Here is a 24,829-nt window from a genome sequence, read left to right on the forward strand (position 1 = left end):
GACGCGAGCCGAGATGGGTTGCACCGACTTCCGGCGGGAAGTCAGGCGGGCGGGCCGGAGACTGGAGTCGCGACGACGACCCGGTTGTCCCGGTAGCCGTCCGTCCCGCCGAGGTAGTCGCCGCCGCAGGTGACCAGTACCAGCCGGTGCGGCCCGCTCTGCGCGAACAGCTTCGCCGCCTGCGCGGGCAGGTCGTTCTTGTGCAGGGTGACGACCTCGCGCACGCGATAGACCCAGATCCCGCCCGCCGCGTCGCTGACGGCGACCTCCTGGCCTTCCCGCATCCGCCACAGCTCGTCGAACGGCCCTTTGGCGCCGCCCCAGTTGACGTGCCCGGAGATCAGCGCGGTGCCCGCTTCGGCACCGAGCCGCGCACCCCACCAGGCCGCGTCGCCGAGCCCGCGCGGGATCGGGAGAGTGCCGTCGGAGTTGACCTCGGAGCGGACGAGTTTCGCCGATCCGCCCTCGGGAAGGCGGATCGTGCCGGGCCGCTGGCCGCGCTTCGCGGTGTCGGCGGGCAACACCAAGGGGGCGCCGTCCTCCCCCGGCATGACCGCGGGTTCCGCCAGGGAGACCTCGGTTTCCGGCGGGATCCAGGTCAGCACGATCACGCCCGCGGAGATGGCGAGCGCGGAGACGACGGCGGCGAGTCCCGCCGGCCAGGTCCGCACGGGGCCGCTACTTCTCCCGCACCGGGGCGGGTTTGCGACGGCGGTAGAGCAGCATGGCCGCGGCGCCGATCACGATGCCGCCGCCCAGGAGGCCGAGGCCGACCACGGTCCGCGTCGAGTCGGCGGCCTGCGGCGGGATACCGCCCGCGGGGACCGTCCCCGGCACCGCGGGCTGCGCCGGTGCCGCGCCCGGTCCGGTACCGCCGGCGGGTTTCGCCACGAAGTTCTTCGGGATCGCGCAGCTCACGCCGCCGAGCACGATCGTCGTACGGGCCTCGCGCAGGTCCTTGCCCGCCTCGTCACGCACGTGCGTGACGATGTCCAGTTTCCAGCCCGCCACCGCGGTCACGTCGCCGTTGCGCCAGCCGTTCTGCCGGATGAGCTGGTCGAACGCGGTCACCCTCGACACGGTCAGGTCGGAGGTGGTCCTGCTCTTGTCGACGTTCTCGTTCTTGACGAACGACGGCGGACCGAGTTTGAGGCCCTTGACGTCGACACCCGAAGAGCCGGACGGCTTCAGTTCGCCGTTTTCGTCCCGCACCCAGATCTTGGCCGCGCTCGTCGACGACGTCGCCTTGCCGGGCGAACTGCAGTCGACGGCGCTCTTCGCGCCCTCGAGAACCAGCACGGTGTTGTCGGCGGGCTTCGCGCCGCCGTGCCCGTTGTCGATCAGGGCGTAATTGCTCTCCGCGACCGCTGTCGGGACGGTGGTCTGCTGCAACGCCGCGATCACGTTGTGGTCGCGGCTGGCGATACCGGCCGGGTACGGACTCTGAGCGCCGTAGCGGCCCAGGTTGATGTCCCATTTGTCGCCGAAGGTGGCCCGCTCTTCGTCACGGGGGACGATGGTGCGATCCGGGGAGAGTTTCGACTGGCCGGGCGTCAGCGGCGAACGCTGGGTCTCGGTGATCAGCGATCCCGAGTTGCCGATGCGCACCGACGCCACGTTCGCGAACGACACGGGACCGGTCTTCTCGTCCACGGCCTGCACGGTCTGCGCCGAAGCGAGCCCCGGAACCGACGCGAAAGCGAAGGCCGCCGTCGCGGCGGCCAGCTTCGTCACGAAACGAGTCATGTCTCCCCACAGCCTCCCTCAGCCCTCGCGACAACCTTGCACCGTTGGCGACGACATGCGAAGTGGAATGGTCATTTCTTAGCGAAGTCACCCGAATGGAGCAGTAACGACACCGCCAAGTGGTCGCCCGGTCGGCGAACAGACCGCCCGTGACGGGAACACTAGGATGGACAGGACTGTTACTGGCAATGACTTCGGAAATCATGATGGACATGGAGGCGGCGATGGCTACGGTGACCCCGGACTCTGCCGCTCCTGGCTTCACGGAAGACCCCGGACCGCATTCGGCGGCCCGTCCCCTCGCCGAACCCGCCGCGTCGGCCTCGGCCGCCGTCCTCGCGGACGCGGGCGACCTGCTCAGGGCGCTCGCCGCGCCCGTGCGGATCGCCATCGTCCTGCAACTGCGTAACGCGGACAGGTGCGTGCACGAATTGGTGGACACACTCGATGTCGCGCAGCCGCTGATCAGCCAGCACCTGCGGGTGCTCAAGACGGCGGGTGTCGTACAGGGTGAGCGACGCGGCCGCGAGGTGGTGTACCGGCTGGTCGACGATCACCTTGCGCATATCGTGGTGGACGCCGTAGCCCACGTTCAGGAGGGGAAGTGAGCATGAGTCCGACGACGGCCAACAGTTCCGCGCCGGTGCCGGGACGCCGGTCGACGAAACAGCGGGCCGCCGTGGTCGAGCTGCTCAAGGAGATCGACGACTTCCGGTCCGCCCAGGAACTGCACGACGAGCTGCGCAAACGCGGCGACGGCATCGGGCTCACCACGGTGTACCGGACGCTGCAGTCGCTCTCGGAGGCCGGCGAGATCGACGTCCTGCGCACCGACACCGGCGAGGCGATCTACCGGCGCTGCTCGTCGCACCACCACCATCACCTGGTGTGCCGCCTCTGCGGGAGCACCGTCGAGGTGGAAGGGCCCGCGGTCGAGCGGTGGGCCGAGAAGATCGCTTCGGAGCACGGGTTCTCCGACATCAGCCACACCGTGGAGATCGTCGGGACCTGCTCGAACCACTGACGTCGGTACCGCGCCTCTCTCTTGCAGTACGTGATGGCCCCCTTCCTTGCGCTAGGCGCAAGGAAGGGGGCCATCACGTACTTGGGAAGGGGTCCTTCACGCGCGGCCCGGCGTGACCGCTAGTGCGTCTGGGGCGAAAGTGGCGATCCGAAAGTCCGTGAAGGCCTCCTTCCCTACCTTCAGGGTAGGCAAGGAGGCCTTCACGGACCGGACCCGCGACCATCGAGCGCCCTCAGTACTCGTAAGGGTCCTTCGGCGCCGGTACCTGCCGTACTGAAGTGAGCGTCAGGTCCGGCGTGTAGCTGTTCTCTCGCACCGCGGTGCCCGGCACGACCGTCCCGGTCACTTCCAGCCAGGTGTCGTTGCCGAAGCCCGAGACACCGTCGCCCACCAGCCGCACGGTGATCGGGAAGGCGTCGGCCGCGCAGCAGCCGATGACCATCCTGGCCAGCATCGTGGTGCCCTCGTTGTGCACGACGAACCCGGACAGCCGCACCGTCCGTCCGTTCAGCGTCCCGCTCTTGTCCCAGCCCGCGCGGCTGACGAAGTCGTTGATCTCCAGCGGCACCACGTCCCCGGCCGGCAGCGGCGGGAAGGCGGCCGCGTTGCTCGCCGAAGCGCTTTGCGGCGCCCTGGCCTCGGTCCGCGTCACCGAATCGGCGCCGAGCGCGGGCGGCGCGACCAGGAAGACGGCCAGCACCGGCACCATCAGCAGCCACGCCGAACGGGTGTTGTGGTCATGCGCGTGGACGTCCCCTGACACGACGGCGGCGGCCCGCGCGGCCAGCAGGTCGCGGATGATCGCGACCGCGCCCAGCGCGACCATGATCGCACCGCCCGCGATGATCCACGGTTGCTGCGCGGGTTTGACGTAGCGCAGGTAGTCGCCGTTGATCGTGATCTTGAGCAGCGCCCCGCCGAGCAGGATCAGCAGGATGTTCTGGGTCTCGCGTTTCACGCGCCACCTCCCAGGATGAGCACGCCCGACACCACGGCGCAGAACAACGCGACGACGAAGGTCACCGGCGCGAACCGCATCGCGAAGGATTTGCCGAACGTGCCGGTCTGCAGGGCGAACAGCTTCACGTCGATCGCGGGACCGACCACCAGGAACACCAGTTTCGGCAGCAACGGCATCGCGGTCAGCGACGCGGCGACGAAGGCGTCGGCCTCGCTGCACAGGGCCAGCACGACGGCGAGCACCGCCATCACCAGCACCCCGAGCACGATCTGCTCCCCCAGCACCCCGAACCACTTGGCGGGCACCAGCACGTTCATCGTGGCGGCGATCATCGCCCCGAGCACGAGGAACCCGCCCGCCTCCACGAGATCCGCCCGCGCGGTCTCGGCGAAGGTCTTCCAGCGCGAACCGTGCTGGACGTCCGGCATACGGCGAAGCGCCCGCTCCGCGATCCAGTCGAGTTTGCCCCACTTCGCCCACAGCCAGCCCATCACCATCGCCGTGGCGAGCGAACCGGCGAACCGGGCGAAGACCATCTCCGGGTTTCCGGGGAACGCCACCGCCGTGGCGACCAGCACCACCGGGTTCACCGCGGGCGCGGCCAGCAGGAACGTCAGCGCGGCCGCGGGTGCGACCCCCTGGCCGATCAGACGGCGTGCGACGGGCACCGACGCGCATTCACAACCCGGCAGGGCGACCCCGGCCAGCCCCGCGACACCGACGGCCGCGCCCGCCCGGCGAGGGAGCACCTTCTCCAGCACCCGAGCGGGCACGAACGCCGCGATCGCACCGCTGATCAGCACCCCGAGCACCAGGAACGGCAGCGCCTGGACGCAGACGGCGACGAACACCGTCGAGCCGGTCCGCAGCGCGGGCACGTCGAACACCCGCTGGAGCCAGCTCTGCCCGAGGATCGCGATCAGCAGGATCGCGCAGAGCACCTCGATCGAGGTGATCTTGAACCGCCGGGCCGGCTTCTTCTCCGGGGCGTTTCTGGAAATGGTTTCCATGCGCGAGATGATGCCAGGTGACCCTGTGTGGAGGCGGTCAGTCCCCGGTGGCGGAGCCCAGCAGGTCGGAGCGCAGCTGCGACGCCGTCGACACGACCAGCATGAGCAGCGTCCCGAGCGGCGAGGGCTCCATGCCCTCGGCCGGGAACGCGTACCTCAGCGTGATGTCGATCCCCTTCTCCGAACGCACGACGCCGAGCGTCCCGAACAGGCCCTGTCCGGCGCGTTCCGCCGCCGAGGCCGCGATCGCCGGGTCGTCCGGCAGATCCCAGGCGACGACGCAGGTCAGGCTCAGCACGGTCAGCCCTTCGGCCAGCCGGGTCGCCTGGATGACACACGGGACGTCCGCGTGCGAGAAGGTCAGCGCGCCGTCGTCGTCGACGTGCACTTCGAGGTAGCGCTCGAGGGCTTCCCGCGCGGCGGTGAGCAAAGCCGCCGTGTCCGCCGCTTCGGTCGTCATGAGGTTCCTTCCGAAGCCTTGTCGATGGCCCCGCCGAAGCGGCGGTCCCGTTTCGCGAACTCGAGGCAGGCACGCCACAGGTGGGTGCGGTCGAAATCCGGGAAGAGCGTGTCCTGGTAGACCATCTCGGCGTAGGCCGACTGCCAGAGCAGGAAGTTCGACGTCCGCTGCTCCCCCGACGGCCGCAGGAACAGGTCCACGTCCGGCATGTCGGGCTGGTACAGGTACTTCCCGATGGTCTTCTCGGTGACCTTGTCCGGGTTCAGTTTCCCGTCGGCCACGTCCTGGGCGATCCGGCGCATGGCGTCGGCCAGTTCGGCACGGCCGCCGTAGTTGACGCACATGGTCATGTTCAGCGCCGTGTTGTTCTTGGTCTTCTCTTCGGCGACCTGCAGTTCCTTGATGACGCTCGCCCACAGCTTCGGGCGGCGGCCCGCCCAGCGGATGCGGACGCCGATCGAGCCGAGGTAGTCGACCTGGCGGCGGATGGTGTCGCGGTTGAAGCCCATCAGGAAGCGGACCTCTTCCGGGCTCCGCTTCCAGTTCTCGGTGGAGAACGCGTACACCGACAGCCATTTGACGCCCAGTTCCACGGCACCGCTGGCGACGTCGATCATCACCGCTTCACCGCGTTTGTGGCCCTCGATCCGCGGCAGGCCACGCTGGTTGGCCCAGCGGCCGTTGCCGTCCATCACCAGCGCCACATGCTTCGGGAGGAGTTCCTGGGGGATCTCCGGCGGCCGGGCACCGGACTCGTGCGGCTCCGGCGCGCGAAGCTCGAATTGTGACGCCTTGTTCTCGCGTCCCCTGCGCAGCACCTTCGAGCCTCCTGATCGAGTGAATCCTGTGCCTGCGACCCTACTGCGCTCCGGTGGCGCCTTCCCGCGCACGCCTCTCCACCAGCGGCAGCGAGCGCAGCTGGCGCTCCAGATGCCACTGCAGATGCGCCGCGACCAGGCCGGACGCGTCCCGCCGCGGCACCGGCTGCGCCGCCTCGGCCACCGGCCACTCACCGTGCAGGAGCGCCGCGAGCAGGGTCAGGACCTCCTGCGACGGGTGGACACAGCCGGGCACCCGGCAGTCCGGGCACATCGAGCCGCCCGCCGACACACTGAACGCCTTGTGCGGGCCGGGCAGGCCGCAGCGGGCGCATTCGGTGATCGCGGGCGCCCATCCCGCGTAGGCCATGGCCCGCAGGAAGAAGGCGTCGAGGATGAGGGAGCTGTCCCGTTCCCCGCCCGCGAGGGCCCGAAGAGCGCCGACGACGAGCATGTAGAGCTTGAGCACCGGCTCGCCCTCTTCGGCGGACAACCGGTCCGCCGTCTCGGCGATGGCGCTCGCGGCGGTGTAGCGCTGGTAGTCGGCCACCAGCGGCAACGCGAACGCGTCGACCGTCTCGACCTGGGTGATCACGTCGAGGGAACGGCCCGTGTAGAACTGGATGTCGACGTGCCCGAACGGCTCCAGCCGCGCTCCGAAGCGCGACGACGTCCGACGCACGCCTTTCGCGACCGCACGGACCTTGCCGTGCCGCCGCGTGAGCAGGGTGATGATCCTGTCGGCCTCACCCAGCTTGTGCGTCCGCAACACCACTCCGGTGTCGCGATAGAGGTTCACCACCCCGACATCGTCCCACCAGGGACCGACATCGGGGTGGTGAGCCCTGGAATCAGCAGTAGCTGCCGTAGCAGCTGTAGGTCGCCGTCGACGCCGCGACGATCGAAAAGATGAAGATGACGATGCCGACGAGGCAGCCGACACCGCCGATGATCGACGCGATCATGCACATCGTCCGCGTCGACCTCGACGCGTCCGCGGCGGCGGCGTAGTTGCCCTGCATCTTGTAGGTGTTGACCTCATTGGACTTCATGATCGCGAAGATCGCGATGATCCAGCAGAGGAAGATGCAGCCGATCGCCCAGCCCTTGTAGTCCTTGATGGCGTTGATGTCGCCGCCACCACCGGGCATTCCGCCCGGCGCACCGTAGGGAGACGGCGCGCCGTACGGGGCGGGCTGGCCGTAGGGAGCGGGCATGCCACCGGAAGGCGGCCCGTAGCCAGGCTGCTGCTGTCCGTAGGGCTGCTGCTGGCCGTAGGGGTTGGTCATGTGAATGGTCCTCGTTGTTCTTTCGGGCTAGAACGCCGTCGCGACGGCCAGGATGATCCAGAGAATGGAGAACAGGCAGCCGACGCCGCCGATGATCGAGGCGATCATGCACATGGTCTTCGTCGACTTCGACGCGTCCATGGCGGCGGCGTAGTTGCCCTGCATCTTGTAGGTGTTGACCTCATTGGACTTCATGATCGCGAAGATCGCGATGATCCAGCAGAGGAAGATGCAGCCGATCGCCCAGCCCTTGTAGTCGGGGATCGAGTTGATGTCCCCGCCACCGGGCATGCCGCCCGGAGCGCCATACGGCGCGGGCTGGCCGTACGGAGAGGGCTGACCGTACGGCGCGGGCTGGCCGTACGGCATGGGGTTCGCGCCCGAAGGCTGACCGTACGGTGCGGGCGTGGCGCCGGACGGGGGTCCGTATCCGGGCTGAGGCTGCTGGCCATAGGGCTGCTGCTGGCCGTAGCCGGGCTGCTGGCCGTACGGGTTCGTCATCGGGTTCCCCACTTGTGTCGTGCTTCCCGGCGGGTGGATCCCGCCGGTCGTTCCTTACTGCTGCGGCGTTCCGGGCCCGTTCGGCCCGTCCGCCCCCGGCAGCTGCTGCCTCAGCTGCTCCGGCGTGATCTTCTGCGTCGGCTCGGCTTCGTCGAACCCGGACGGTGCCTGCTGAGGCTGCTGACCGGGGCGGAGGACCTGAGTCGGCTCGGGCTCCCCGAAGGCCGGTCCCGGCTGGGACTCCGGGGAAGGCGCCGCGGTTCCCGGCGGCTGCTGACCGAATGGCTGCGCCGGCGGCTGCTGGCCGAACGGCTGTTGCGGCTGCTGACCGAACGCCTGAGGCTGCTGGGGCTGCTGCCCGAACGGCGAGGGCTGCTGGGGCTGCGCGCCGAACGGCTGCTGCGGCTGCTGGCCGAACGGCGAGGGCGGTGCGGGGAATCCCGGATTCTGGCCGAACACCGCCGGCGCGAGCGCGGCGGTGGCTTCGCCGGGGACGACGACGGTGCTGAGGATCTTGTCGGCGAACGTCTGCTTCTTCTGGTCCCACAGCGGCCAGAGGTAGCCGAGGCCGCAGACCCAGCCGTCCAGGTTGTGGCACAGGTCCCGGACAAAGGCCATCAGCGGGCCGATCGGCTGCCCGTCGACTTCGCGGACGAGCTTGATCTTCAGGATCTTCTTGCCGAGCGACTGACCGGTGGTGCCCATCTTGAACCATCGGTTGTAGACGGTCCAGCCGAGTCCCGCGAGGTAGCCGATGCCGGTGATGATGCCGCCGACGACCGAATGCACGTTCGTGGCGACGATCGCGCCGATGATCGGGAGCACGACGATCGGACCGAAGTCGATCAAGGTCCCGGCCGCGCGCAGGCCCCAGTGGGCGTAATCGGTCTGCGGCCCGAACTGGGCGGCCTGGCCGAACGGCGCCTGCTGGCCCGGCTGCCCGAACGGCGCCTGCTGCTGGGACTGCTGCCCGAACGGCTGCTGCGGCTGCTGCGGCTGCTGCGCGCCGAACGGCTGCTGGGGCTGCGCGCCGAACGGCGACTGCTGTTGCGGTTGCTGCCCGAACGGTGAGGAAGGCTGCTCGCCGACGGCCTGCTGACCGAAGGGCGAGGACTGGTCACCCTGAGGAAGCTGCTGGCCGAACGGCGAAGGATGGTCACTCTGAGAAGGCTGCTGCCCGAACGGCGAGGGCTGCTCTCCCGATGGCGGTTGTCCGAACGGCTGCTGCGGCTGCGGTGACTGCTGCTGCCCGTCCCCCGGCTGGGGCCCGGATCCTGGTGGCGGCTGCTGTCCCGGCGGCTGCTGGCCGTAGGGAGTGGTCATCGAAATCCCCTCGCTGGTTCCTCGCCCCCTGGCGCACGGGGCCTCGTGCGGCGAACCGGGCTGAATGTACGGCATGGATACACACCGAGCAGACCGGTGCGCGGGAGCGTACTCGGTGCCACCGACGATCCGGGCCTCGGCCCGGCACTCAGACGTAGAGCGAGGTGAACGGGGCGAAGGGCAGGTTACGGATGACGAACCAGACGACGAACACGACGCCGAACGCGAGCGGCGTCCAACGCCAGTGCAGCCAGCTGTCGACAGATCTGCCTCGGAGCCTGCCGACCGCCCAGGCGACGGTGCTCCAGACGAGCAGCAGAAGGATCACAAAGGACACCGCGTTGTAGTGCAGCGCGGCGGGGATGTCCCCGTGCAGCGCGCTGTAGACCATGCGCATGCCACCGCAGCCGGGGCACGCGATGCCCAGCACGGCTTTGGTGGGACAGACCGGAAGCGGTCCGCCGGGGGTGGTGGGATCGCCGAGCAAGAGGACGACGCAGCCCGCCGCGGCGCCGGCGGCGACGGCGAGGGGCGGCCCCAGCGCGCGGGTCCGTGCTTTGAACCCGCGCGCCGGGAATCCCGTATAGACGGACGTCGTCACGGCGTGAAACTTCCCGCCGACGCGCCGATGATGATCATCACCACGATGAAGATGATGTACAGCAGGAAAAGACCGCCGGTGGCGATCGCTCCCCACATGGACCACTTCTTCGCGTCGTCGGCGGCCTTCTGGGCTTCGGCGTGGAAGCCCTGCGCCCACAACGTCTGCACCTGGCTCGACTTCACGATCGCCACGATACCCAGCGGCAAGCAGCACAGCACCGTGCAGAGAATGGCCCACACCAGGTTGTTGTCCGGCGGAGGACCGTAGTTCGGCACGCCGCCGTAGTACGGCTGCTGCGGCGGTGGCCCGCCCGGAGGCGGGTAGTTCGGGTACTGGTCGGTCATGAGGTCTCCCCCTCGGTCTGCGGGATCAGCGGTAGTTGTTCACGTCCACCGAAGCCGCGAAGACGCCGAGGACGACGAACAGCAGAATGTACAGAGCGATGAGCACGCCGCCGACGATGGCCGCGATGATCGACCACTTCTTGGCGGCGTCGGCCGCTTCCTGTGCGGCGGCGGGCTGGCCCTGCGCCCAGAGGGTGTTCACCTGGTTCGCCTTGACGATCGCGACGATGCCGAAGGGCAGGCAGCACAGGATCGTGGTGAGGATCGCCCACACCAGGTTGTTGTTGGGCGGCGGGCCGGGGTTGTTGAAGCCGCCACCGCCCTGAGGGTCGCCGGAGTAGTTGGGCAGGCCCTGGTTGTCGGTCATTTACCGCTTTCCCTTCACGAATGAGATGTGGAAATCGCCCCGCGCGCCGCCGCCCGATCAGCGATCACGGGGGTCGAGGAGTGAGACTCTAAGGTCACCCGTCCGGTTCCACACCGTCAATCGGTCTCCGCGACCGAATCGAGACATTCCGTTAAGTCAGAAGCCCAGCCGTCGCAACTGACGGGGGTCGCGCTGCCACTCTTTGGCAACTTTGATGTGCAGGTCGAGGTAGACCTTCGAACCGAGAAGGCCTTCGATCTGCTGCCGGGCGCGGGCGCCGACGTCCTTGAGACGCTCACCCTTGTGCCCGAGGATGATGCCCTTCTGGCTCGGCCGTTCCACATAGAGGAACGCGTGCACGTCGATCATGTCGTCCCTGCCCTCGTGTGGCAGCATCTCTTCGACGGTGACGGCGATCGAGTGCGGGAGTTCGTCCCGGACACCTTCCAGCGCGGCCTCGCGGATCAGCTCGGCGACCAGGGTCTGCTCGGGCTCGTCGGTGAGTTCACCGCCCGGATACAGCTGCGGGCCTTCGGGAAGATGACGCACCAGCAGGTCCGCGAGCGCGCCGACCTGGAAACCGTCCACAGCGGACACCGGGATGAGTTCGGCGAACTCCATGACCTCCTGCAGGGCGAGCAGCTGCTCGGCGACCTGTTCGGGTTTCACGAGATCCGTCTTGGTGACGACGCCGATCACCGGGGTCCGCTTGGCGATCTTCTTGAGCTCGGCGGCGATGAACCGGTCGCCGGGGCCGACCTTTTCGTTGGCAGGCACGCAAAGCCCGACAACGTCCACTTCGGACCATGTCGAGTGGACGATGTCGTTGAGGCGCTCGCCGAGCAGGGTCCTCGGCCGGTGCAGCCCCGGCGTGTCGATGATCACCAGCTGGGCGTCGTCGCGGTGGACGATGCCGCGGATGGCGTGCCGGGTAGTCTGCGGTTTGCTGGAGGTGATCGCCACCTTGCTGCCGACGAGCGCGTTGGTCAGCGTCGATTTGCCCGCGTTGGGCCGCCCGACGAAGCAGGCGAAACCGGAACGGTGCGGCTCGGTCATCAGTTCAGCACCTTGCCACTGGGATCGGCGAGATAAATGGGCGCCGTTTCGGCGATGTCGCGGACCGCGTGCACGGAAGCCTCCTTGAGCAGGCCTTCGGCGGTGACCACGACGGCGGCTTCGATTCCTTCGGCTCCGCTCGAAACAGCGGCGGCGACGGCGGCCTGCAGCGCGGTGAGCTTGAATGACGGCTGGTCGACCGTGCTCGCCGCGTAGGTGCGGCCGTCGGTGTCGCGCAGCGCGGCACCCTCCTCGGCCTGGGTGCGGGCTCGCGCGGACCTGGCCAGGGTCACCAGCTTCTCGTCCTCGGCGTCCAGCTCAGGCATGTTCGACACTTCTGTCCCTTTCATCGGGCTGTGGGACGCGGGTGCGACGCCTGCCCTGTGCCGCGTCGGTCACCGCGTCCGCGTCGGCGGGGTGGACGACCACCGTGGTGATCCGCATCCGCCCGCGCCGGTCCTTACCGCCTTCGGCGAACAGCCGAAGTCCGGCGACCTCGGCTTCGGCCCCCGGCAGCGGGACCCTACCCAGTCGCTCGGCGAGCAGCCCGCCCACGGTCTCCACGTCGTGGTCTTCGAGATCGATCCCGAACAGTTCGCCCAGGTCGTCGATCGAGAGCCGGGACGAGACGCGGACCGCGCCGTTGTCGAGTTCTTCGACCTCGGGGCGTTCGTCGGTGTCGGATTCGTCGGTGATCTCGCCGACGATCTCCTCGAGGATGTCCTCGATGGTGAGCAGGCCCGCGGTGCCGCCGTACTCGTCGACGGCGATGGCCATGTGGTTGTGCGAGACCTGCATCTCCTTGAGCAGGTCGTCGAGCCGCTTCGAGTCCGGCACGAAGCTCGCCGGGTTCATCAGCTCCTCGACCTGGCGCTGCGGTCCGCCCTCGGCCATGTACGCGGGCATGAGGTCCTTGATGTTGACCACGCCGGCGACGTCGTCGACGGAGTCGCCGATCACCGGCAGCCGGGTGAACCCGGTGCGCAGGGCCAGCGCGAGCGCCTGGCGCACGGTCTTGTCGTGCTCGATCCAGACGATCTCCGTGCGCGGCACCATGACCTCACGCGCGACGGTGTCGCCGAGTTCGAACACCGAGTGGATCATCTCGCGTTCGGATTCCTCGACGACGCCGCGTTCCTGGGCGAGGTCGACCAGCTCGCGCAGTTCGACTTCGGAGGTGAACGGGCCTTCGCGGAAGCCGCGACCAGGGGTGATGGCGTTACCGAGGACGATCAGCAGCCTGCTGAGCGGGCCGAGGATGGAGCCGAGGACGCGGACGGGGCCCGCGACGACGAGACCGATCCGGTACGGGTGCTGGCGGCCGAGGGTGCGCGGGCCGACCCCGATGAGCACGTAACTCACCACGACCATCACACCCGCGGCGACGACGACGGCCAGCCACAGCGGCCGGATCCAGCGGAGGATGTCGACGGTGACCAGCACGGTGGCGGTCAGCTCGCAGGTCATCCGCAGCAACAGGATCAGGTTGATGTGGCGGCGGCGTTCGGCGATGACCAGTGCGAGCTGGCGGGCGCCGGGGCGGCCGAGCCGGACGAGGCCGTCGGCGCGGGCCTTGGAGACCGTGCTGACGGCCGCGTCGGCGGCCGCGAACACCCCGGCGAGCAGGATCAGCGCGATGGCGATGATCAGCAGAGCCGTGGGACTGCCCATTTCGGTGCCGCCTAGGCCGGAGGTTCGTCGGCGGGCACGGTGTCGAGACCGGCCGTGCCGAGGAGCCTGTCGTCCGCGGTGCGCTGCGCGTCACGGCGGTTGTGCGCGGCCACGGCCGCCTGGAACTCGCCGAGGATCCGCTTCTGCAGACCGAACATCTCGCGTTCTTCGGCGGGTTCGGCGTGGTCGTAGCCGAGCAGGTGCAGCACGCCGTGCGTGGTGAGCAGGTGCAGCTCGTCGATCAGCGCGTGACCGGCCGTCTTGGCCTGGTCCTTCGCGAACGCCGGGCACAGCACGATGTCGCCGAGCAGCGCGGGTGAGGCGTCGGGCGCGTCGGGGCGGCGCGACGAGTCGAGCTCGTCCATCGGGAAGGCCATCACGTCGGTGGGACCCGGCAGGTCCATCCAGCGTTCGTGCAGGTCTTCCATCACCTCGAGGGTGACGAGCAGGATGGACAGCTCGGCGAGCGGGCTGACCTCCATCTTGTCGAGTGCGAACCGCGCGGCCGACACGATCGAGGTCTCGTCGACGTTCACGCCCGATTCATTGGCGATCTCGATGCTCATTTTTCATCCCCGATGCTGCGCGCGGCCGGAAACGCGCGCGCCTTGGTCACTGCGGGCGACGGGCGCTCACTCCTCATCTCCGCTGCCCTTTCCAGCCACTGCCCTGGTTCTGGCTGTCCTGCAGCGCCTGCCACTTCTCGTACGCGTCGACGATGTCGCCGACGAGCTTGTGCCGCACCACGTCCTGGCTGGTGAGCTGGGCGAAGTGCAGGTCCTCGACACCTTCGAGGATGTCCCGGACCACCCGCAGGCCGCTCTTCTGGCCGCTGGGGAGGTCGACCTGGGTGACGTCGCCGGTGACGACGATCTTGGCGCCGAAGCCGAGCCGGGTGAGGAACATCTTCATCTGTTCCGGCGTGGTGTTCTGCGCTTCGTCGAGGATGATGAAGGCGTCGTTGAGGGTGCGGCCGCGCATGTACGCGAGCGGCGCGATCTCGATGGTGCCGGCCTGCATCAGCCGCGGGATCGACTCGGGCTCGACCATGTCGTGCAGCGCGTCGTAGAGCGGGCGCAGGTACGGGTCGATCTTCTCGTTGAGCGTGCCCGGCAGATAGCCGAGGCGCTCGCCCGCTTCGACCGCGGGCCGGGTCAGCACGATGCGGGTGACCTGCTTGGCCTGCAGCGCCTGGACGGCCTTGGCCATGGCGAGGTACGTCTTGCCGGTACCGGCGGGGCCGATCCCGAAGACGATGGTGTGCTTGTCGATGGCGTCGACGTAGCGCTTCTGGTTGAGCGTCTTGGGCCGGATGGTCTTGCCGCGCCGGGAGATGATGTTCATGCTCAGCACTTCGGCCGGCGACTCGGAGTCGCCGGTGGAGAGCATGCCGACGGTGCGGCGGACGGTGGCCGGGTCGACCTGCTGGCCGCGGCCGGCGAGCGTCACGAGTTCGGCGAAGACACGTTCGGCGAAGGCGACGTCGGCGGGGGCGCCGGTCAGGGTGACCTCGTTGCCCCGGACGTGGACGTCGGCGGCGAGGAGCTCTTCGGCGACACGGAGGTTTTCGTCCCTCGAGCCGAGCAGGCTGAGCGCGGCGGCGTCGGGGATGGGGAATCGGGACTGGGCCGCTTCGGTGACGGCGGCCTCGTCGGCCTTCGACGGTGTGACGTCCGCGGGAACGTCGGGTCGGGCGGCTTCACCCGGTACGGTTCCGGCCACGTGGCCTCGGGCCTACTTCCTGCGCTTACGCTGCGATTTTCAACAACACTGACAAGGTCGATGTTACTGGTTGCGGGTGTCGGCACGCAGTCCGGTTTCTCCAGGCCGCGCGCTTCAGCGTCCGAAATGCCCCAGCTGCTCGCCGCCGAGCACGTGCGCGTGCACGTGGAAGACGGTCTGGCCGGCGTCACCGTCGGTGTTGAACACCACCCGATAGCCCGACTCCGCGATCCCCTCGAGCTCCGCCACCTTGCGCGCCGCCAAGGCGATGTCGGCGAGCACCTGCGGGTCCGCCGCCGCCAGCTCGGCGACGTTCCGGTACCGCTTCTTCGGCACCACGAGCACATGCACCCGCGCCTGCGGCGCTATGTCCCGAAACGCATACGTCGTCGCGTCCTCGTACACCTTGTCGGACGGGATCTCGCCCGCGATGATCCGCTCGAACAACGTCTCCGCGTCACTCATCCCCCCACCCTATCCCCCACCCGCCCCCCCAAGTACGTGAAGGCAGATGGCCGTCATCCGTGATCAGACGGACGACACACGTGATCGGACGGACAACTCCCTCACCAGGCGAGGGCCGCCAGGCCCTACGCCGATACCAAAGACCAGCAGCCACCTACACGCTTCGCTGCGGGGCTGCCAACCGCCGCCGGACGCACCGTGGGGGTCCGGGGGGCTCGGCCCCCCGGTGCAACACGCGGAACCGCGCCGCGGCGCGAATTTGGGGCGTAGCAATGAGCGAAGCGACTTGCGAAGCCCCCAAATGAAGACGCCGCGGCGCGGTGGAGCCTGGGGGTCGCTCCACCGCCGCCGCGGCTCCGCCGGACCGAGGGGGGAGGTGCCCGGCGGGGATTCACGCACGCGACTGGGCTTCAACCCCCAGTGGCGCGCCGAAACCGTGTGTTGCGCGTCAGTTAACGAGAGTAACGGCTGTTTGCGTGATCGCGCCATAACCGGCCGCAAATTAGTGGGGTGTTTTTTCACTTCCAGCGGTCGGTGAGAACTCCGAGTGCGCCCAGCGCGACGGCGGCGGCGGTGGAGGTGCGCAAAACGGTGGGGCCCAACCGGATGGCGGTCGCGCCGGCTTCGGTGAGGGTGGCGAGTTCTTCGTCGGTGATGCCGCCTTCGGGGCCGACGATGAGGAGGATGTCGCCTTGTGGCGGGAGTTCGATCTCGGTGAGCCGGGTGGTGATGCCGGATTCGAGGACGAGGGCGCGCGAAACGGTCTGGGCGAGTTCGGCGAGTTCGCGGGTGGTGGCGGGCTCGGCGACTTCGGGGACGTGGGCGCGGCGGGCTTGTTTGGCGGCGGCGCGGGCGGTGGTGCGCCAGCGGGTGAGGGCTTTGTCGCCGCGGGTTCCTTCTTCCCAGCGGGCGACGCTGCGGGCGGCGCGCCAGGGGACGATCGCGTCGGCGCCTGCTTCGGTGGCGAGTTCGACGGCGAGTTCGCCGCGGTCGCCTTTGGCGAGTGCCTGGGCGACGATGACGCGCAGTGCGGGCGGTTCCTCGGTCCAGTGTTCTTCGATGGCGAGGGTGAGTGCCGCGTCGCGGCCTGCCTGGACGGCCTCGACGACGCAGCGCGCCATGCCGCCTTCGCCGTCGGAAAGCATGAGGCGTTCGCCGACGCGCAGCCGCCGGACGGTGGCGGCGTGCCGGGCTTCCTCACCGTCGAGCGTGGTGCGCCCGGAGCCGGGCAGCGCGTCGGTGAGGAAGACCGGCAGTGTCGTCTCTGGCACGGGTTACCGGTGGTTCTTGGTGCGCAGCTTGGAGAACAGCCCGCCGGGCTTGGAGCCGTTCGAGGAAAGCGAAGGCACGTCTTCGCCGCGCTGCTGGGCCAGTTCGACGAGGAGGTCGCGCTGGGCGTCGTCGAGTTTGGTCGGCACGACGACGTCGATGTGGACGTGCAGGTCGCCGCGGCCGTCGACGCGGCCGGAGGACCGCAGCCGCGGCATGCCCTTGGCGGTGAGCACGAGTTCGGTGGCGGGCTGGGTGCCCGGTTCGATGTCGAGTTCGTAGTCGCCGTCGATGAGGGTTTCGATGGGCACCGTGGCGCCGAGGGCGGCGGTGGTCATCGGGATGCGGAAGTTGCAGTGCAGGTCGTTGCCCTGCCGGACGAACACCTCGTGCGGGGCCTCGTCGATCTCGACGTACAGGTCGCCCGCCGGGCCGCCGCCGGGGCCGACCTCGCCCTGGCCGGAGAGGCGGATGCGCATGCCGTCGCCGACGCCCGGCGGGATCTTGGCGGTGACGTTGCGGCGGGAGCGGACCCGGCCGTCTCCGCCGCACTGGCGGCAGGGGTCGGGGATGACCTCGCCGAAGCCGCGGCAGACCGGGCAGGGGCGGGCGGTGACGACCTGGCCGAGGAAGGACCGCTGCACGGACTGGACCTCGCCGGCGCCGCCGCAGGTGTCGCAGGTCTTGGTGCCGGTGCCTTCGGCCGCGCCCGCGCCGCGGCACAGGTCGCAGACGATGGCGGTGTCGACGGTGATCTCGCGGTCGACCCCGGTGGCGCAGTCCTCCAGCGTCAGGCCGAGGCGGATGAGCGCGTCGGAGCCGGGCTGCACCCGGCTGCGCGGGCCACGGCCGCGACCGCCGCCACCCCCTGCGGCACCGAAGAAGGCGTCCATGATGTCGCCGAGACCGCCGAAGCCCGAGAACGGGTCTCCGCCGCCTCCGCCTCGCGCCCCGCCGTCCATCGGGTCGCCGCCGAGGTCGACGACCTTGCGCTTCTGCGGATCCGACAGCACCTCGTACGCGGTGGTCACCTCGCCGAAGCGGTGCTGGGCGTCCTCCGACGGGTTGACGTCGGGGTGCAGTTCACGGGCCAGCTTGCGGTACGCGCGCTTGATCTCCTGATCCGTCGCGTTCTTCGCAACCCCGAGAATGCCGTAATAGTCCCTCGCCACCGTCTCCGCCTTCTCCTTCTGCCTTGGTCCTCAACGCCGCGTTCAGCGGCCGGAGAGGATCTGCCCCACGTAGTTCGCCACCGCTCGTACCGCGGCGATGGTGTTCGGGTAGTCCATCCTGGTGGGCCCGACGACGCCCATCCCGCCCAGCAGCAGGTCGTCCATGCCGTAGCCGATGGACACCACCGAGGTGCTGCGCATCTGCTCGTCTTCATTTTCCTCACCGATGCGCACGGTGATCGCACCGGGGTTGCGGGCGGCCGCGAGCAGCTTGAGCACGATGACCTGCTCCTCGAGCGCCTCCAGCACCTGCCGCAGCGATCCGGGGAAATCCGAGACGTTGCGGGTGAGGTTCGCCGTGCCGCCGAGTACCAGCCGCTCTTCGGGGTGCTCGACCAGCGATTCCACCAGCACCGTGCAGACGCGGGTGAGGTTGTCGCGCAGCTCGCCCGGTGACTTCTCGGGCAGTTCGGCGACCGCCGCCGCGGCCTCGGAGAGACGGCGGCCCGCCAGCGCGCCGTTGAGCACCGTGCGCAGCCTGCCGACGTTCTCCTCGGTGATGACGTCGCCGAGGTCGACGGTGCGCTGGTCGACCCGGCCGGAATCGGTGATCAGCACCAGCATCAGCCGGGCTGGGGTGAGCGGCACCACTTCCAGGTGACGGACGGCGGAGTTGGTCATCATCGGGTACTGGATGACCGCGACCTGCCTGGTCAGCTGGGCGAGCAGCCGGACGGACCGGCGCAGGACGTCGTCGACGTCGGTGCCGCTGTCGAGGAAAGCCGTGATGGCCCGGCGTTCGGCCGAGCTGAGCGGTTTGACCTCGGCGATCCGGTCGACGAACAGCCGGTACCCCTTGTCGGTGGGGATGCGGCCCGCGCTGGTGTGGGGCTGTGTGATGTAGCCCTCTTCTTCCAGCGCCGCCATGTCGTTGCGCACGGTGGCGCTGGACACGCCGAGGTTGTGCCGGTCGACGATCGCCTTGGATCCGACGGGCTCCTGGTTCGACACGTAGTCGGCGACGATCGCGCGCAGCACTTCGAAGCGGCGCTCTTCCGCGTTGGCCACCTGCACACCTCCTTCGGCTCGTCCTCACAACGAGTTTACGGAAGGCATCGTGCCCAGGGGGCCACAGGACATCTTTGGGCCTCGTGAGTGGCTAGGACGGTTCTAACCGTCCTAGCCACTCACGAGACCCGCGACCCGAGGTTGCGAAAGCCACTTTCGCAACCTTCAACGTTGCGAAAGTGGCTTTCGCAACGCCCCTCCCCGACAGGCTTGAGGGGTAAGGCGAAGCGCGGCCCAGGGCACCGGAACCCTGGCGGGGCGTGACGCGAAGGGCGCGCACCCGTCACGCGTCCCGGCCGGTCAGCTGTTGCGCGGGAACCCGAGGTTCACGCCGCCCTGCGAGGGATCCGGCCACCGCGACGTGACGACCTTCGTCCGCGTGAAGAAGTGGAACCCCTCCGGCCCGTAGGCGTGGCTGTCCCCGAACAGCGAGTCCTTCCAGCCGCCGAACGAGTAGTAGCCGACCGGCACCGGGATCGGCACGTTCACGCCGACCATCCCGACCTCGACCTCGTTCTGGAACCGCCGCGCGGCCCGCCCGTCGTTGGTGAAGATCGCGGTGCCGTTGCCGTAGGCGTTGGCGTTGATCAGCTCCAGCGCCGCGTCGTAGCCCCCGGCCCGCGCGACGGTCAGCACCGGGCCGAAGATCTCGTCGGTGTAGACCGACATGTCCGGCGTGACGTGGTCGAACAGCGTCGGGCCGAGCCAGAACCCGCCGTCCTCGCCGTCGACCTCGATGCCGCGGCCGTCGACGACGAGCCGGGCGCCCGCTTCGACACCCGCTTCCACATAGGACTCGACGCGTTCGTGGTGGGCGGCGGTGACGAGCGGCCCCATTTCCGAGGTGGGCCGCCTGCCGTCGCCGACGCGCAGCCGCGTGATCCGCTCGGCGATCTTCGCGACCAGTTCGTCGCCGACCGGGTCGATCGCGACGACGACCGACACCGCCATGCACCGCTCCCCCGCCGAGCCGAAGCCCGCCGAGACGGCCGCGTCGGCCGCGAGGTCGAGGTCGGCGTCCGGGAGGACGACCATGTGGTTCTTCGCGCCGCCGAGCGCCTGCACGCGTTTCCCGTGCCTGGTCCCGGTTTCGTAGACGTACTTCGCGATCGGCGTCGATCCGACGAACGAGATCGCCTTGACGTCGCGGTGTTCCAGCAGCCCGTCGACGGCGACCTTGTCCCCGTGCAGGACGTTGAGGGCGCCGTCGGGCAGGCCCGCCTCGGCGAACAGTTCCGCGATGAACACGGCCGCGGACGGGTCCTTCTCGCTCGGTTTGAGCACGACGGTGTTGCCGCAGGCAAGCGCGTTCGGCACGAACCACAGCGGGACCATCGCCGGGAAGTTGAACGGCGAGATCACGCCGACCACGCCCAGCGGCTGCGAAATCGAGTAGACGTCGACACCGGTGGAGGCGTTCTCGCTGAACCCGCCCTTGAGCAGCTGCGCCGCGCCGCAGGCGTACTCGACGTTCTCGATGGCGCGCGCGATCTCGCCCGCCGCGTCGGATTCGACCTTTCCGTGTTCACTGGTCACGATCTTCGCCAGCTCGTGACGCCGCGCCGAAAGCAGCTCACGGAAGGCGAACAGCACCCGCGTCCGCCCGGCCAGCGACGTCCCGCGCCAGCCCGGCAGCGCACGAGAGGCGGCCGCGACGGCGGCGTCGACGTCGTCCTGCGACGCGAAGGGGACCTTCGCCCGCACCTGACCTGTGGCCGGATCGAACACGTCACCGGATCGATCGCTCACGCCTTCGCACGGTTTGCCGTCCATCCAATGAGTGATGCGGTCGGTCACGAGGTCCGCCTTCCTGATCTTCCGGGTGCCTGCTCCCGGTCGAGTCTGAGCGTGCGCGCCACACCGACGCCATCGGCAACGTGTACGGACTCCCGGTCCCGGCCGTACAGTCTGTCTCTCTGTGTTCCGACCTGGTGGGAGGCCGATGTACCCGACCGTCGCCGAGGTGCTCGCGCTGCCGGTGCTGCGTCAGGGCAGGCCCCATGTGGTGGCGGGGGCGGCGGGGCTGGACGCGCCGGTCCGCTGGGCGCACGTCGCCGAGGTCGCGGACATCGCCCCGCTGCTGCGCGGCGGGGAACTGGTGCTCACCACCGGGGTCGCGCTGCCCGACGACGGCTCCGCGCTCGCCCGGTACGTCGCCGACCTGGCGGGGGTCGGGGTGGCCGGGGTGGTCGTCGAGCTGGTCCGTCATTGGAGCGAAAAGCTGCCGCCCGCGCTGGTCGAGGCCGCGGACCGGCACGGCGTTCCGCTGATCACCCTTTCGCGGGAGACGCGGTTCGTGTCGGTCACCGAGGCGGTGAACGGGCTGATCGTCGACGCCCAGGTCGCCGAACTCCGGGCGGCGGAACGGGTCCACGAGACGTTCACCGCGCTGACGGTCGCGGGCGCCGAGCCGGGCGACATCCTGCGCGAGGTCGCGAGGCTCACCGAACATCCCGTCGTGCTGGAGACGCTGTCGCACGAGGTCCTCGCCTACGACACGGCGGGCACCGACCCCGGCGAGCTGCTGCCCGGCTGGCCGTCGCGGTCACGGCCGGTGCAGGTCGGCGAGCGGACCGGTTTCCACGCGGGCGCGGGCTGGCTCATCACCGTGGTCGGCGCGCGCGGGCACGACTGGGGACGGCTGGTCGTCGTCTGCGGTGATCCGCCGCCGCACCGGCACGTCGTGGTCGCCGAACGCGCCGCGTCCGCGCTCGCGGTGCACCGGCTGGTCGCCAAGGACACCGACAGCCTCGAACGCCAGGCGCACCGCGCGATCCTGACCGAACTGCTGGCGAATCCGGTGCCGCCGGCCGAGCTGACCGCGCGGGCCTCCGCGCTGGGTGTCCCGCTGACGGGACGGCTGCTGGTCGGGGTCGCCGTGCGGCCCCGGATCACCGTGACCACCAGGACCGCGCAGTCGACGCCGGTGCTGCTGAGGGAACTCGCCGAGGCGACCGCGCTCGCCGCCCGGCGCGCCAAGGTGTCCGCGCTCGTGGCCACCGACGACACGCAGGTGCGCGCGCTGATCGCGCTCTCGCGGGAGGCCGGGGTCGACGCGGTCCTGCGGCGGCTCGCCACCGACGTCCACGAGGCCCGCGCCGGCGCGCCCGCCGTGGTCGCGGTCGGGACCACCGGCAGCGGGCCCGCCGAGGCGCGCCGGACCCTCGTCGAAGCAGCCCAGGTCGCCGCCGCGGCGCTCGCGGAGAACATGGAGAACACGGAGCGGGTGGTCCACCGCCTCGACGACGTCCGGCTGCGCGGGCTGCTGCACCTGCTGGCCGGCGACGAACGGATCACCGCGTTCGCCGCGCGGGAGCTCGGCCCGCTGCTGAGCCGGGACGCCGCGCAGGGCAGCAGACTCGTTCAGGCGTTGAGACATTACTGCGAGCACGGCGGCAACAAATCGGCAGCCGCGGCCGCCGCGCACACTTCCCGCACCGCCTACTACCAGCAGCTGGCCCGGATCGAGCAGGTGCTCGGGGTGCGGCTCGAAGAACCGGAGTCGATGCTCTCCCTCTATGTCGCCTTGCTCGCCCACGATCTTCGGGAAGCGGACGACCACACGACCGGGTGAGCAAATCTCACCCAGGCGTGGAACACAGTGATCGGGTCACGTCAGCCGATAGGGTAGACATGGCTTTCTTCGAACCGATCGGCGCCTGCGTACTCGCGTTGGCCTGTATGGCCCCGGCGCAACCCGCCGAATCCACGTTCCAGCTGACCAGCCACGACGCACGAGGCCGGGTCGGCACCGTCTCGCTCACCTGCGAGCCCACCGGAGGTTCCCACCCGACGCGCGGTGGCGCCTGCGCCAAACTGTCCGAAGTGGACGGAAAGTTCGACAGGCTGCGCGCGGAACCGCGGGCCTGCACCTTGGAGTACAACCCGGTGGACGTGTCCGCGGTCGGCAAGTGGCGCGGCGAACCGGTCACCTACCGCACCTCGTACGCCAACCGCTGCGTCGCCGACACCGAGTCGGCGGGTGTCTTCACCTTCTGACCGGCGAGGCAGAACGTCGCGAAAGCCACTTTCGCGACGTCTGATGTCCCGAAAGTGGCTTTCGGGACATGATCGCTGTCACCTCGGCCGCCGTCGGCACGAGAGGCGATCCGAGCCGAGGTCCGCGAAGGCCTCCTTCCCTACCCTCAAAGTAGGCAAGGAGGCCTTCACCACCTTCCGCGCTCCACCTTTGCCCTGCCCTCAACGATTCTTCTCCGCGACAGGTCTTCAGTCCGATAAGGCCGGTCACGGCGCCCAGGCTTCCGCCGGGCCTCCCCCTCCATGGCCCGGCGGCCGGGGTTCACCACCACCTTGATCGCCCTCACCCCCAAGAGGGCGATCAAGGCCGTGGTGTCACTGCTCAAGGACGAGTCAGGTAGTGACATCCCGGCCTGTCCTGGGCGGCAACGGGGGTCTGACGCGCGAGGGACCGGCTCAGGTTCCATGCGCGCCAATCATCTTCCGAAATTCCTGTCACGACCGGTCCGAGCACACAGGACCGCAGCGGCTCCGGCAGCCGGTCCGCCGACGGGACGACGTCGGCGGAAAACCGGGACAGGTACCCGGTGTCGAGGGTCTTGCCCTGTGCGAGCCGGTCGATGTTGCGGTCGGCGATGAACCGTTCCGGATCGAGGACGGCCAGCCCCAGCAGCGCCACGACGGCGGCGCCGATGGCCGCACGCGGCAGCCAGGACGACCGCAGCGGGATCAGGGATGCCAGTACCAGCAAGAAGATCAGGCCGATCAGGAGTTCACAGACCTCCACCAGCAGCCGCAGCACGGTGAAGCCGTACGCCTGCTGGTATGTCCACATGCGACTCAACGCCGACGCGGCCAGCACCAGGCTGAGCACGCTCAGCGCCCCGAGCAGCCCGCGCTGCCAGGCACGATCGGCCGCCGAGGACTTCGGCGCCCACCGCAGCGCGGCGGCGACCAGCAGCAGGGTCAGCACGGTGATGGCGGACAGCTGCCAGAAGCCGCTCCGGGCGTACTCGGCCGCCGTCAGCCCGCTCGTGGCCAGGACGTAGTCGGCGCCGCCGAACAACACGACCAGGCGGACCACGACGAAGCTCGTGAAGAGCAGCACCAGCACGCTCAGCGGCACTGTCCATTCGAGGCGATGCGCGAGCCGTTTGCGCGGGGCGTCTTCGTCGGCGGGCAGTGGCGGCGCCGCCAGCAGGTAACACGCGCCGGTGACGGCGAACGCGGCCACCACGAACAGGAAACCCCAGCGCACGAACGTTCCGGGGTTCAGCTCGGGGATCACCGCGTCGACGACGCTCGCGAACGCGGCGTCCGCGCCACGCAGCAGCGGAACGAACACCAGCAGCAGCAAGGCGCTCACCAGGACGGGCACCAGGAACCTCGGCCTCGATCGGCCTTCCTGCTTCTTGCCGAGCTTCCCGAGCCCGCGCCCGATCCACGGGACCGAAAGCAGTGCCTCGATCGGGACCGCGAAGACGTCGTAGACGATCGTGTTGACGGTGCGTTTCCCGACCACCGCGAGGGATCCCGCGACGCAGGCGGCCAGCACGCACAGCACGTTCAGCCACACCGAGGCGCGGAACATGCCGACCGCGAGCAGACCGAGCGCGGCCGCCGCCCACAACGCGCTGCTCAGGCGGAAGTGCGGTTCGGCGTCGCCGCGGGCGCGCTTGTCGGCGTAGTAGACGGCCGCCGCGAAGGCGAGCCCGGCCACGAACCAGCCGACTCCGGGGTCGTCCGGCATGACCACGGCGGCGATCAACCCGGCCGCGACCGCCGCGGGCAGCACCGAACCGGGCAGCGGGACGATCGCCGACTTCGGCGGCACCCGTGGCCTCGTCAACACCGGCACCTGCGGCGCGGGCGGCAAAGTGGTGGTCGCCGACGGCGGCGACGCGTGCGCTTGTTTCTCCTCTTGATCTTCGCTCATCGAATCCTCCAGTTTGCGAAAGCACATATCGTGAGGTGCGGGGAG

General features: G+C 69.4%; 28 protein-coding genes. 4 read left to right on the forward strand and 24 right to left on the reverse strand.

Going from position 1 to position 24,829, the window contains the following annotated elements; all coding sequences use genetic code 11:
* Positions 1–41 precede the first annotated feature (41 nt).
* Positions 42–671, reverse strand: coding sequence for a class F sortase (locus AMYAL_RS0100680; RefSeq protein ID WP_020629373.1), 630 nt, complete (start codon positions 669–671; stop codon positions 42–44).
* Positions 672–678: 7 nt separating this feature from the next.
* A complete protein-coding gene (locus tag AMYAL_RS0100685) occupies positions 679–1,746 on the reverse strand; it encodes a hypothetical protein (protein WP_020629374.1) in 1,068 nt (355 codons plus the stop codon).
* A gap of 224 nt (positions 1,747–1,970) precedes the next feature.
* Between AMYAL_RS0100685 and AMYAL_RS0100690 the strand changes: the two genes are divergently transcribed.
* Both AMYAL_RS0100690 and AMYAL_RS0100695 read left to right on the forward strand, forming a co-directional pair.
* Positions 1,971–2,354 (forward strand): ArsR/SmtB family transcription factor, encoded by a 384-nt coding sequence (locus AMYAL_RS0100690; RefSeq protein WP_026466621.1) that lies wholly within the window; start codon positions 1,971–1,973, stop codon positions 2,352–2,354.
* 2 nt (positions 2,355–2,356) lie between these two features.
* Positions 2,357–2,770, forward strand: a complete 414-nt coding sequence (locus AMYAL_RS0100695) for a Fur family transcriptional regulator (RefSeq protein WP_020629376.1) — start codon at positions 2,357–2,359, stop codon at positions 2,768–2,770.
* A gap of 232 nt (positions 2,771–3,002) precedes the next feature.
* On the opposite strand, the gene AMYAL_RS0100700 is transcribed toward AMYAL_RS0100695, so the two are convergent.
* From AMYAL_RS0100700 to AMYAL_RS0100800, 21 genes are all read right to left on the reverse strand, one after another.
* Entirely contained in the window at positions 3,003–3,728 is a 726-nt protein-coding gene (locus AMYAL_RS0100700; protein WP_020629377.1) for a TIGR03943 family putative permease subunit, read from the reverse strand.
* Positions 3,725–4,741, reverse strand: coding sequence for a permease (locus AMYAL_RS0100705; RefSeq protein ID WP_020629378.1), 1,017 nt, complete (start codon positions 4,739–4,741; stop codon positions 3,725–3,727). Before AMYAL_RS0100705 ends, AMYAL_RS0100700 begins: the two co-directional genes overlap by 4 nt.
* 37 nt (positions 4,742–4,778) lie before the next feature.
* Positions 4,779–5,201, reverse strand: a complete 423-nt coding sequence (locus tag AMYAL_RS0100710; protein ID WP_020629379.1) for a hypothetical protein — start codon at positions 5,199–5,201, stop codon at positions 4,779–4,781.
* The gene (locus AMYAL_RS0100715) at positions 5,198–6,019 is read right to left on the reverse strand and encodes an isoprenyl transferase (protein ID WP_020629380.1); all 822 of its coding nucleotides are present in this window, start codon (positions 6,017–6,019) and stop codon (positions 5,198–5,200) included. Before AMYAL_RS0100715 ends, AMYAL_RS0100710 begins: the two co-directional genes overlap by 4 nt.
* A 40-nt stretch (positions 6,020–6,059) precedes the next feature.
* Entirely contained in the window at positions 6,060–6,821 is a 762-nt protein-coding gene (gene recO / locus AMYAL_RS0100720; protein WP_020629381.1) for a DNA repair protein RecO, read from the reverse strand.
* Between the two features lie 49 nt (positions 6,822–6,870).
* Positions 6,871–7,308, reverse strand: coding sequence for a CD225/dispanin family protein (locus AMYAL_RS0100725; RefSeq protein WP_020629382.1), 438 nt, complete (start codon positions 7,306–7,308; stop codon positions 6,871–6,873).
* A gap of 27 nt (positions 7,309–7,335) precedes the next feature.
* Entirely contained in the window at positions 7,336–7,809 is a 474-nt protein-coding gene (locus AMYAL_RS0100730; RefSeq protein WP_093976591.1) for a CD225/dispanin family protein, read from the reverse strand.
* 54 nt (positions 7,810–7,863) lie between these two features.
* Positions 7,864–9,132, reverse strand: coding sequence for an RDD family protein (locus AMYAL_RS0100735; protein WP_026466622.1), 1,269 nt, complete (start codon positions 9,130–9,132; stop codon positions 7,864–7,866).
* Between the two features lie 148 nt (positions 9,133–9,280).
* Positions 9,281–9,733, reverse strand: coding sequence for a DUF2752 domain-containing protein (locus AMYAL_RS0100740; protein WP_020629386.1), 453 nt, complete (start codon positions 9,731–9,733; stop codon positions 9,281–9,283).
* Positions 9,730–10,080 carry a CD225/dispanin family protein gene (locus AMYAL_RS0100745; RefSeq protein ID WP_020629387.1) on the reverse strand — a complete coding sequence of 117 codons (351 nt, stop codon included), beginning with the start codon at positions 10,078–10,080 and terminating at the stop codon, positions 9,730–9,732. Before AMYAL_RS0100745 ends, AMYAL_RS0100740 begins: the two co-directional genes overlap by 4 nt.
* 25 nt (positions 10,081–10,105) lie before the next feature.
* Positions 10,106–10,447, reverse strand: coding sequence for a CD225/dispanin family protein (locus tag AMYAL_RS0100750; RefSeq protein WP_020629388.1), 342 nt, complete (start codon positions 10,445–10,447; stop codon positions 10,106–10,108).
* A gap of 156 nt (positions 10,448–10,603) precedes the next feature.
* Positions 10,604–11,503, reverse strand: a complete 900-nt coding sequence (gene era / locus AMYAL_RS0100755; RefSeq protein ID WP_020629389.1) for a GTPase Era — start codon at positions 11,501–11,503, stop codon at positions 10,604–10,606.
* Entirely contained in the window at positions 11,503–11,829 is a 327-nt protein-coding gene (locus AMYAL_RS0100760) for a cytidine deaminase (protein ID WP_020629390.1), read from the reverse strand. The genes era and AMYAL_RS0100760 overlap by 1 nt, the downstream gene beginning before the upstream one ends.
* Complete coding sequence (locus tag AMYAL_RS0100765) at positions 11,822–13,174, reverse strand: hemolysin family protein (protein WP_020629391.1); 1,353 nt, start codon at positions 13,172–13,174, stop codon at positions 11,822–11,824. Before AMYAL_RS0100765 ends, AMYAL_RS0100760 begins: the two co-directional genes overlap by 8 nt.
* Positions 13,175–13,185: 11 nt before the next feature.
* Positions 13,186–13,740, reverse strand: a complete 555-nt coding sequence (gene ybeY / locus AMYAL_RS0100770; protein WP_020629392.1) for an rRNA maturation RNase YbeY — start codon at positions 13,738–13,740, stop codon at positions 13,186–13,188.
* A gap of 73 nt (positions 13,741–13,813) precedes the next feature.
* On the reverse strand, positions 13,814–14,896 hold the full coding sequence (locus tag AMYAL_RS0100775) for a PhoH family protein (protein WP_020629393.1): 1,083 nt from the start codon (positions 14,894–14,896) through the stop codon (positions 13,814–13,816).
* Positions 14,897–15,010: 114 nt separating this feature from the next.
* Positions 15,011–15,361, reverse strand: coding sequence for a histidine triad nucleotide-binding protein (locus AMYAL_RS0100780; protein WP_020629394.1), 351 nt, complete (start codon positions 15,359–15,361; stop codon positions 15,011–15,013).
* Between the two features lie 518 nt (positions 15,362–15,879).
* Complete coding sequence (locus tag AMYAL_RS0100785) at positions 15,880–16,632, reverse strand: 16S rRNA (uracil(1498)-N(3))-methyltransferase (RefSeq protein WP_020629395.1); 753 nt, start codon at positions 16,630–16,632, stop codon at positions 15,880–15,882.
* Between the two features lie 3 nt (positions 16,633–16,635).
* The gene (gene dnaJ / locus AMYAL_RS0100790; RefSeq protein WP_020629396.1) at positions 16,636–17,802 is read right to left on the reverse strand and encodes a molecular chaperone DnaJ; all 1,167 of its coding nucleotides are present in this window, start codon (positions 17,800–17,802) and stop codon (positions 16,636–16,638) included.
* A 42-nt stretch (positions 17,803–17,844) separates the two neighbouring features.
* Positions 17,845–18,870: a heat-inducible transcriptional repressor HrcA gene (gene hrcA / locus AMYAL_RS0100795; RefSeq protein ID WP_026466623.1), complete on the reverse strand. Its 1,026-nt coding sequence runs from the start codon at positions 18,868–18,870 to the stop codon at positions 17,845–17,847.
* A gap of 300 nt (positions 18,871–19,170) precedes the next feature.
* Positions 19,171–20,667, reverse strand: coding sequence for a CoA-acylating methylmalonate-semialdehyde dehydrogenase (locus AMYAL_RS0100800; RefSeq protein WP_020629398.1), 1,497 nt, complete (start codon positions 20,665–20,667; stop codon positions 19,171–19,173).
* A gap of 145 nt (positions 20,668–20,812) precedes the next feature.
* Here AMYAL_RS0100800 and AMYAL_RS0100805 point away from each other — a divergent pair, with 145 nt between their 5' ends.
* A complete protein-coding gene (locus tag AMYAL_RS0100805) occupies positions 20,813–22,444 on the forward strand; it encodes a PucR family transcriptional regulator (protein WP_020629399.1) in 1,632 nt (543 codons plus the stop codon).
* A gap of 59 nt (positions 22,445–22,503) precedes the next feature.
* Complete coding sequence (locus AMYAL_RS0100810; RefSeq protein ID WP_020629400.1) at positions 22,504–22,869, forward strand: SSI family serine proteinase inhibitor; 366 nt, start codon at positions 22,504–22,506, stop codon at positions 22,867–22,869.
* 361 nt (positions 22,870–23,230) lie between these two features.
* On the opposite strand, the gene AMYAL_RS0100815 is transcribed toward AMYAL_RS0100810, so the two are convergent.
* Positions 23,231–24,784 carry a DUF4153 domain-containing protein gene (locus AMYAL_RS0100815; RefSeq protein ID WP_020629401.1) on the reverse strand — a complete coding sequence of 518 codons (1,554 nt, stop codon included), beginning with the start codon at positions 24,782–24,784 and terminating at the stop codon, positions 23,231–23,233.
* Positions 24,785–24,829 lie beyond the last annotated feature (45 nt).

The sequence above is a fragment of the Amycolatopsis alba DSM 44262 genome (assembly GCF_000384215.1).
Lineage (GTDB): Bacteria > Actinomycetota > Actinomycetes > Mycobacteriales > Pseudonocardiaceae > Amycolatopsis > Amycolatopsis alba.

What these genes read in the sequence shown, in the direction of transcription:
- AMYAL_RS0100685 (WP_020629374.1), bottom strand. Translation starts at nt 1,746, where the DNA reads ATGACTCGTTTCGTGACGAAGCTGGCCGCCGCGACGGCGGCCTTCGCT.
- AMYAL_RS0100690 (WP_026466621.1), top strand. Translation starts at nt 1,971, where the DNA reads ATGGCTACGGTGACCCCGGACTCTGCCGCTCCTGGCTTCACGGAAGAC.
- AMYAL_RS0100695 (WP_020629376.1), top strand. Translation starts at nt 2,357, where the DNA reads ATGAGTCCGACGACGGCCAACAGTTCCGCGCCGGTGCCGGGACGCCGG.
- AMYAL_RS0100705 (WP_020629378.1), bottom strand. Translation starts at nt 4,741, where the DNA reads ATGGAAACCATTTCCAGAAACGCCCCGGAGAAGAAGCCGGCCCGGCGG.
- AMYAL_RS0100710 (WP_020629379.1), bottom strand. Translation starts at nt 5,201, where the DNA reads ATGACGACCGAAGCGGCGGACACGGCGGCTTTGCTCACCGCCGCGCGG.
- AMYAL_RS0100725 (WP_020629382.1), bottom strand. Translation starts at nt 7,308, where the DNA reads ATGACCAACCCCTACGGCCAGCAGCAGCCCTACGGACAGCAGCAGCCT.
- AMYAL_RS0100730 (WP_093976591.1), bottom strand. Translation starts at nt 7,809, where the DNA reads ATGACGAACCCGTACGGCCAGCAGCCCGGCTACGGCCAGCAGCAGCCC.
- AMYAL_RS0100735 (WP_026466622.1), bottom strand. Translation starts at nt 9,132, where the DNA reads ATGACCACTCCCTACGGCCAGCAGCCGCCGGGACAGCAGCCGCCACCA.
- AMYAL_RS0100745 (WP_020629387.1), bottom strand. Translation starts at nt 10,080, where the DNA reads ATGACCGACCAGTACCCGAACTACCCGCCTCCGGGCGGGCCACCGCCG.
- AMYAL_RS0100750 (WP_020629388.1), bottom strand. Translation starts at nt 10,447, where the DNA reads ATGACCGACAACCAGGGCCTGCCCAACTACTCCGGCGACCCTCAGGGC.
- era (WP_020629389.1), bottom strand. Translation starts at nt 11,503, where the DNA reads ATGACCGAGCCGCACCGTTCCGGTTTCGCCTGCTTCGTCGGGCGGCCC.
- AMYAL_RS0100760 (WP_020629390.1), bottom strand. Translation starts at nt 11,829, where the DNA reads ATGCCTGAGCTGGACGCCGAGGACGAGAAGCTGGTGACCCTGGCCAGG.
- AMYAL_RS0100765 (WP_020629391.1), bottom strand. Translation starts at nt 13,174, where the DNA reads ATGGGCAGTCCCACGGCTCTGCTGATCATCGCCATCGCGCTGATCCTG.
- ybeY (WP_020629392.1), bottom strand. Translation starts at nt 13,740, where the DNA reads ATGAGCATCGAGATCGCCAATGAATCGGGCGTGAACGTCGACGAGACC.
- AMYAL_RS0100780 (WP_020629394.1), bottom strand. Translation starts at nt 15,361, where the DNA reads ATGAGTGACGCGGAGACGTTGTTCGAGCGGATCATCGCGGGCGAGATC.
- AMYAL_RS0100805 (WP_020629399.1), top strand. Translation starts at nt 20,813, where the DNA reads ATGTACCCGACCGTCGCCGAGGTGCTCGCGCTGCCGGTGCTGCGTCAG.
- AMYAL_RS0100810 (WP_020629400.1), top strand. Translation starts at nt 22,504, where the DNA reads ATGGCTTTCTTCGAACCGATCGGCGCCTGCGTACTCGCGTTGGCCTGT.
- AMYAL_RS0100815 (WP_020629401.1), bottom strand. Translation starts at nt 24,784, where the DNA reads ATGAGCGAAGATCAAGAGGAGAAACAAGCGCACGCGTCGCCGCCGTCG.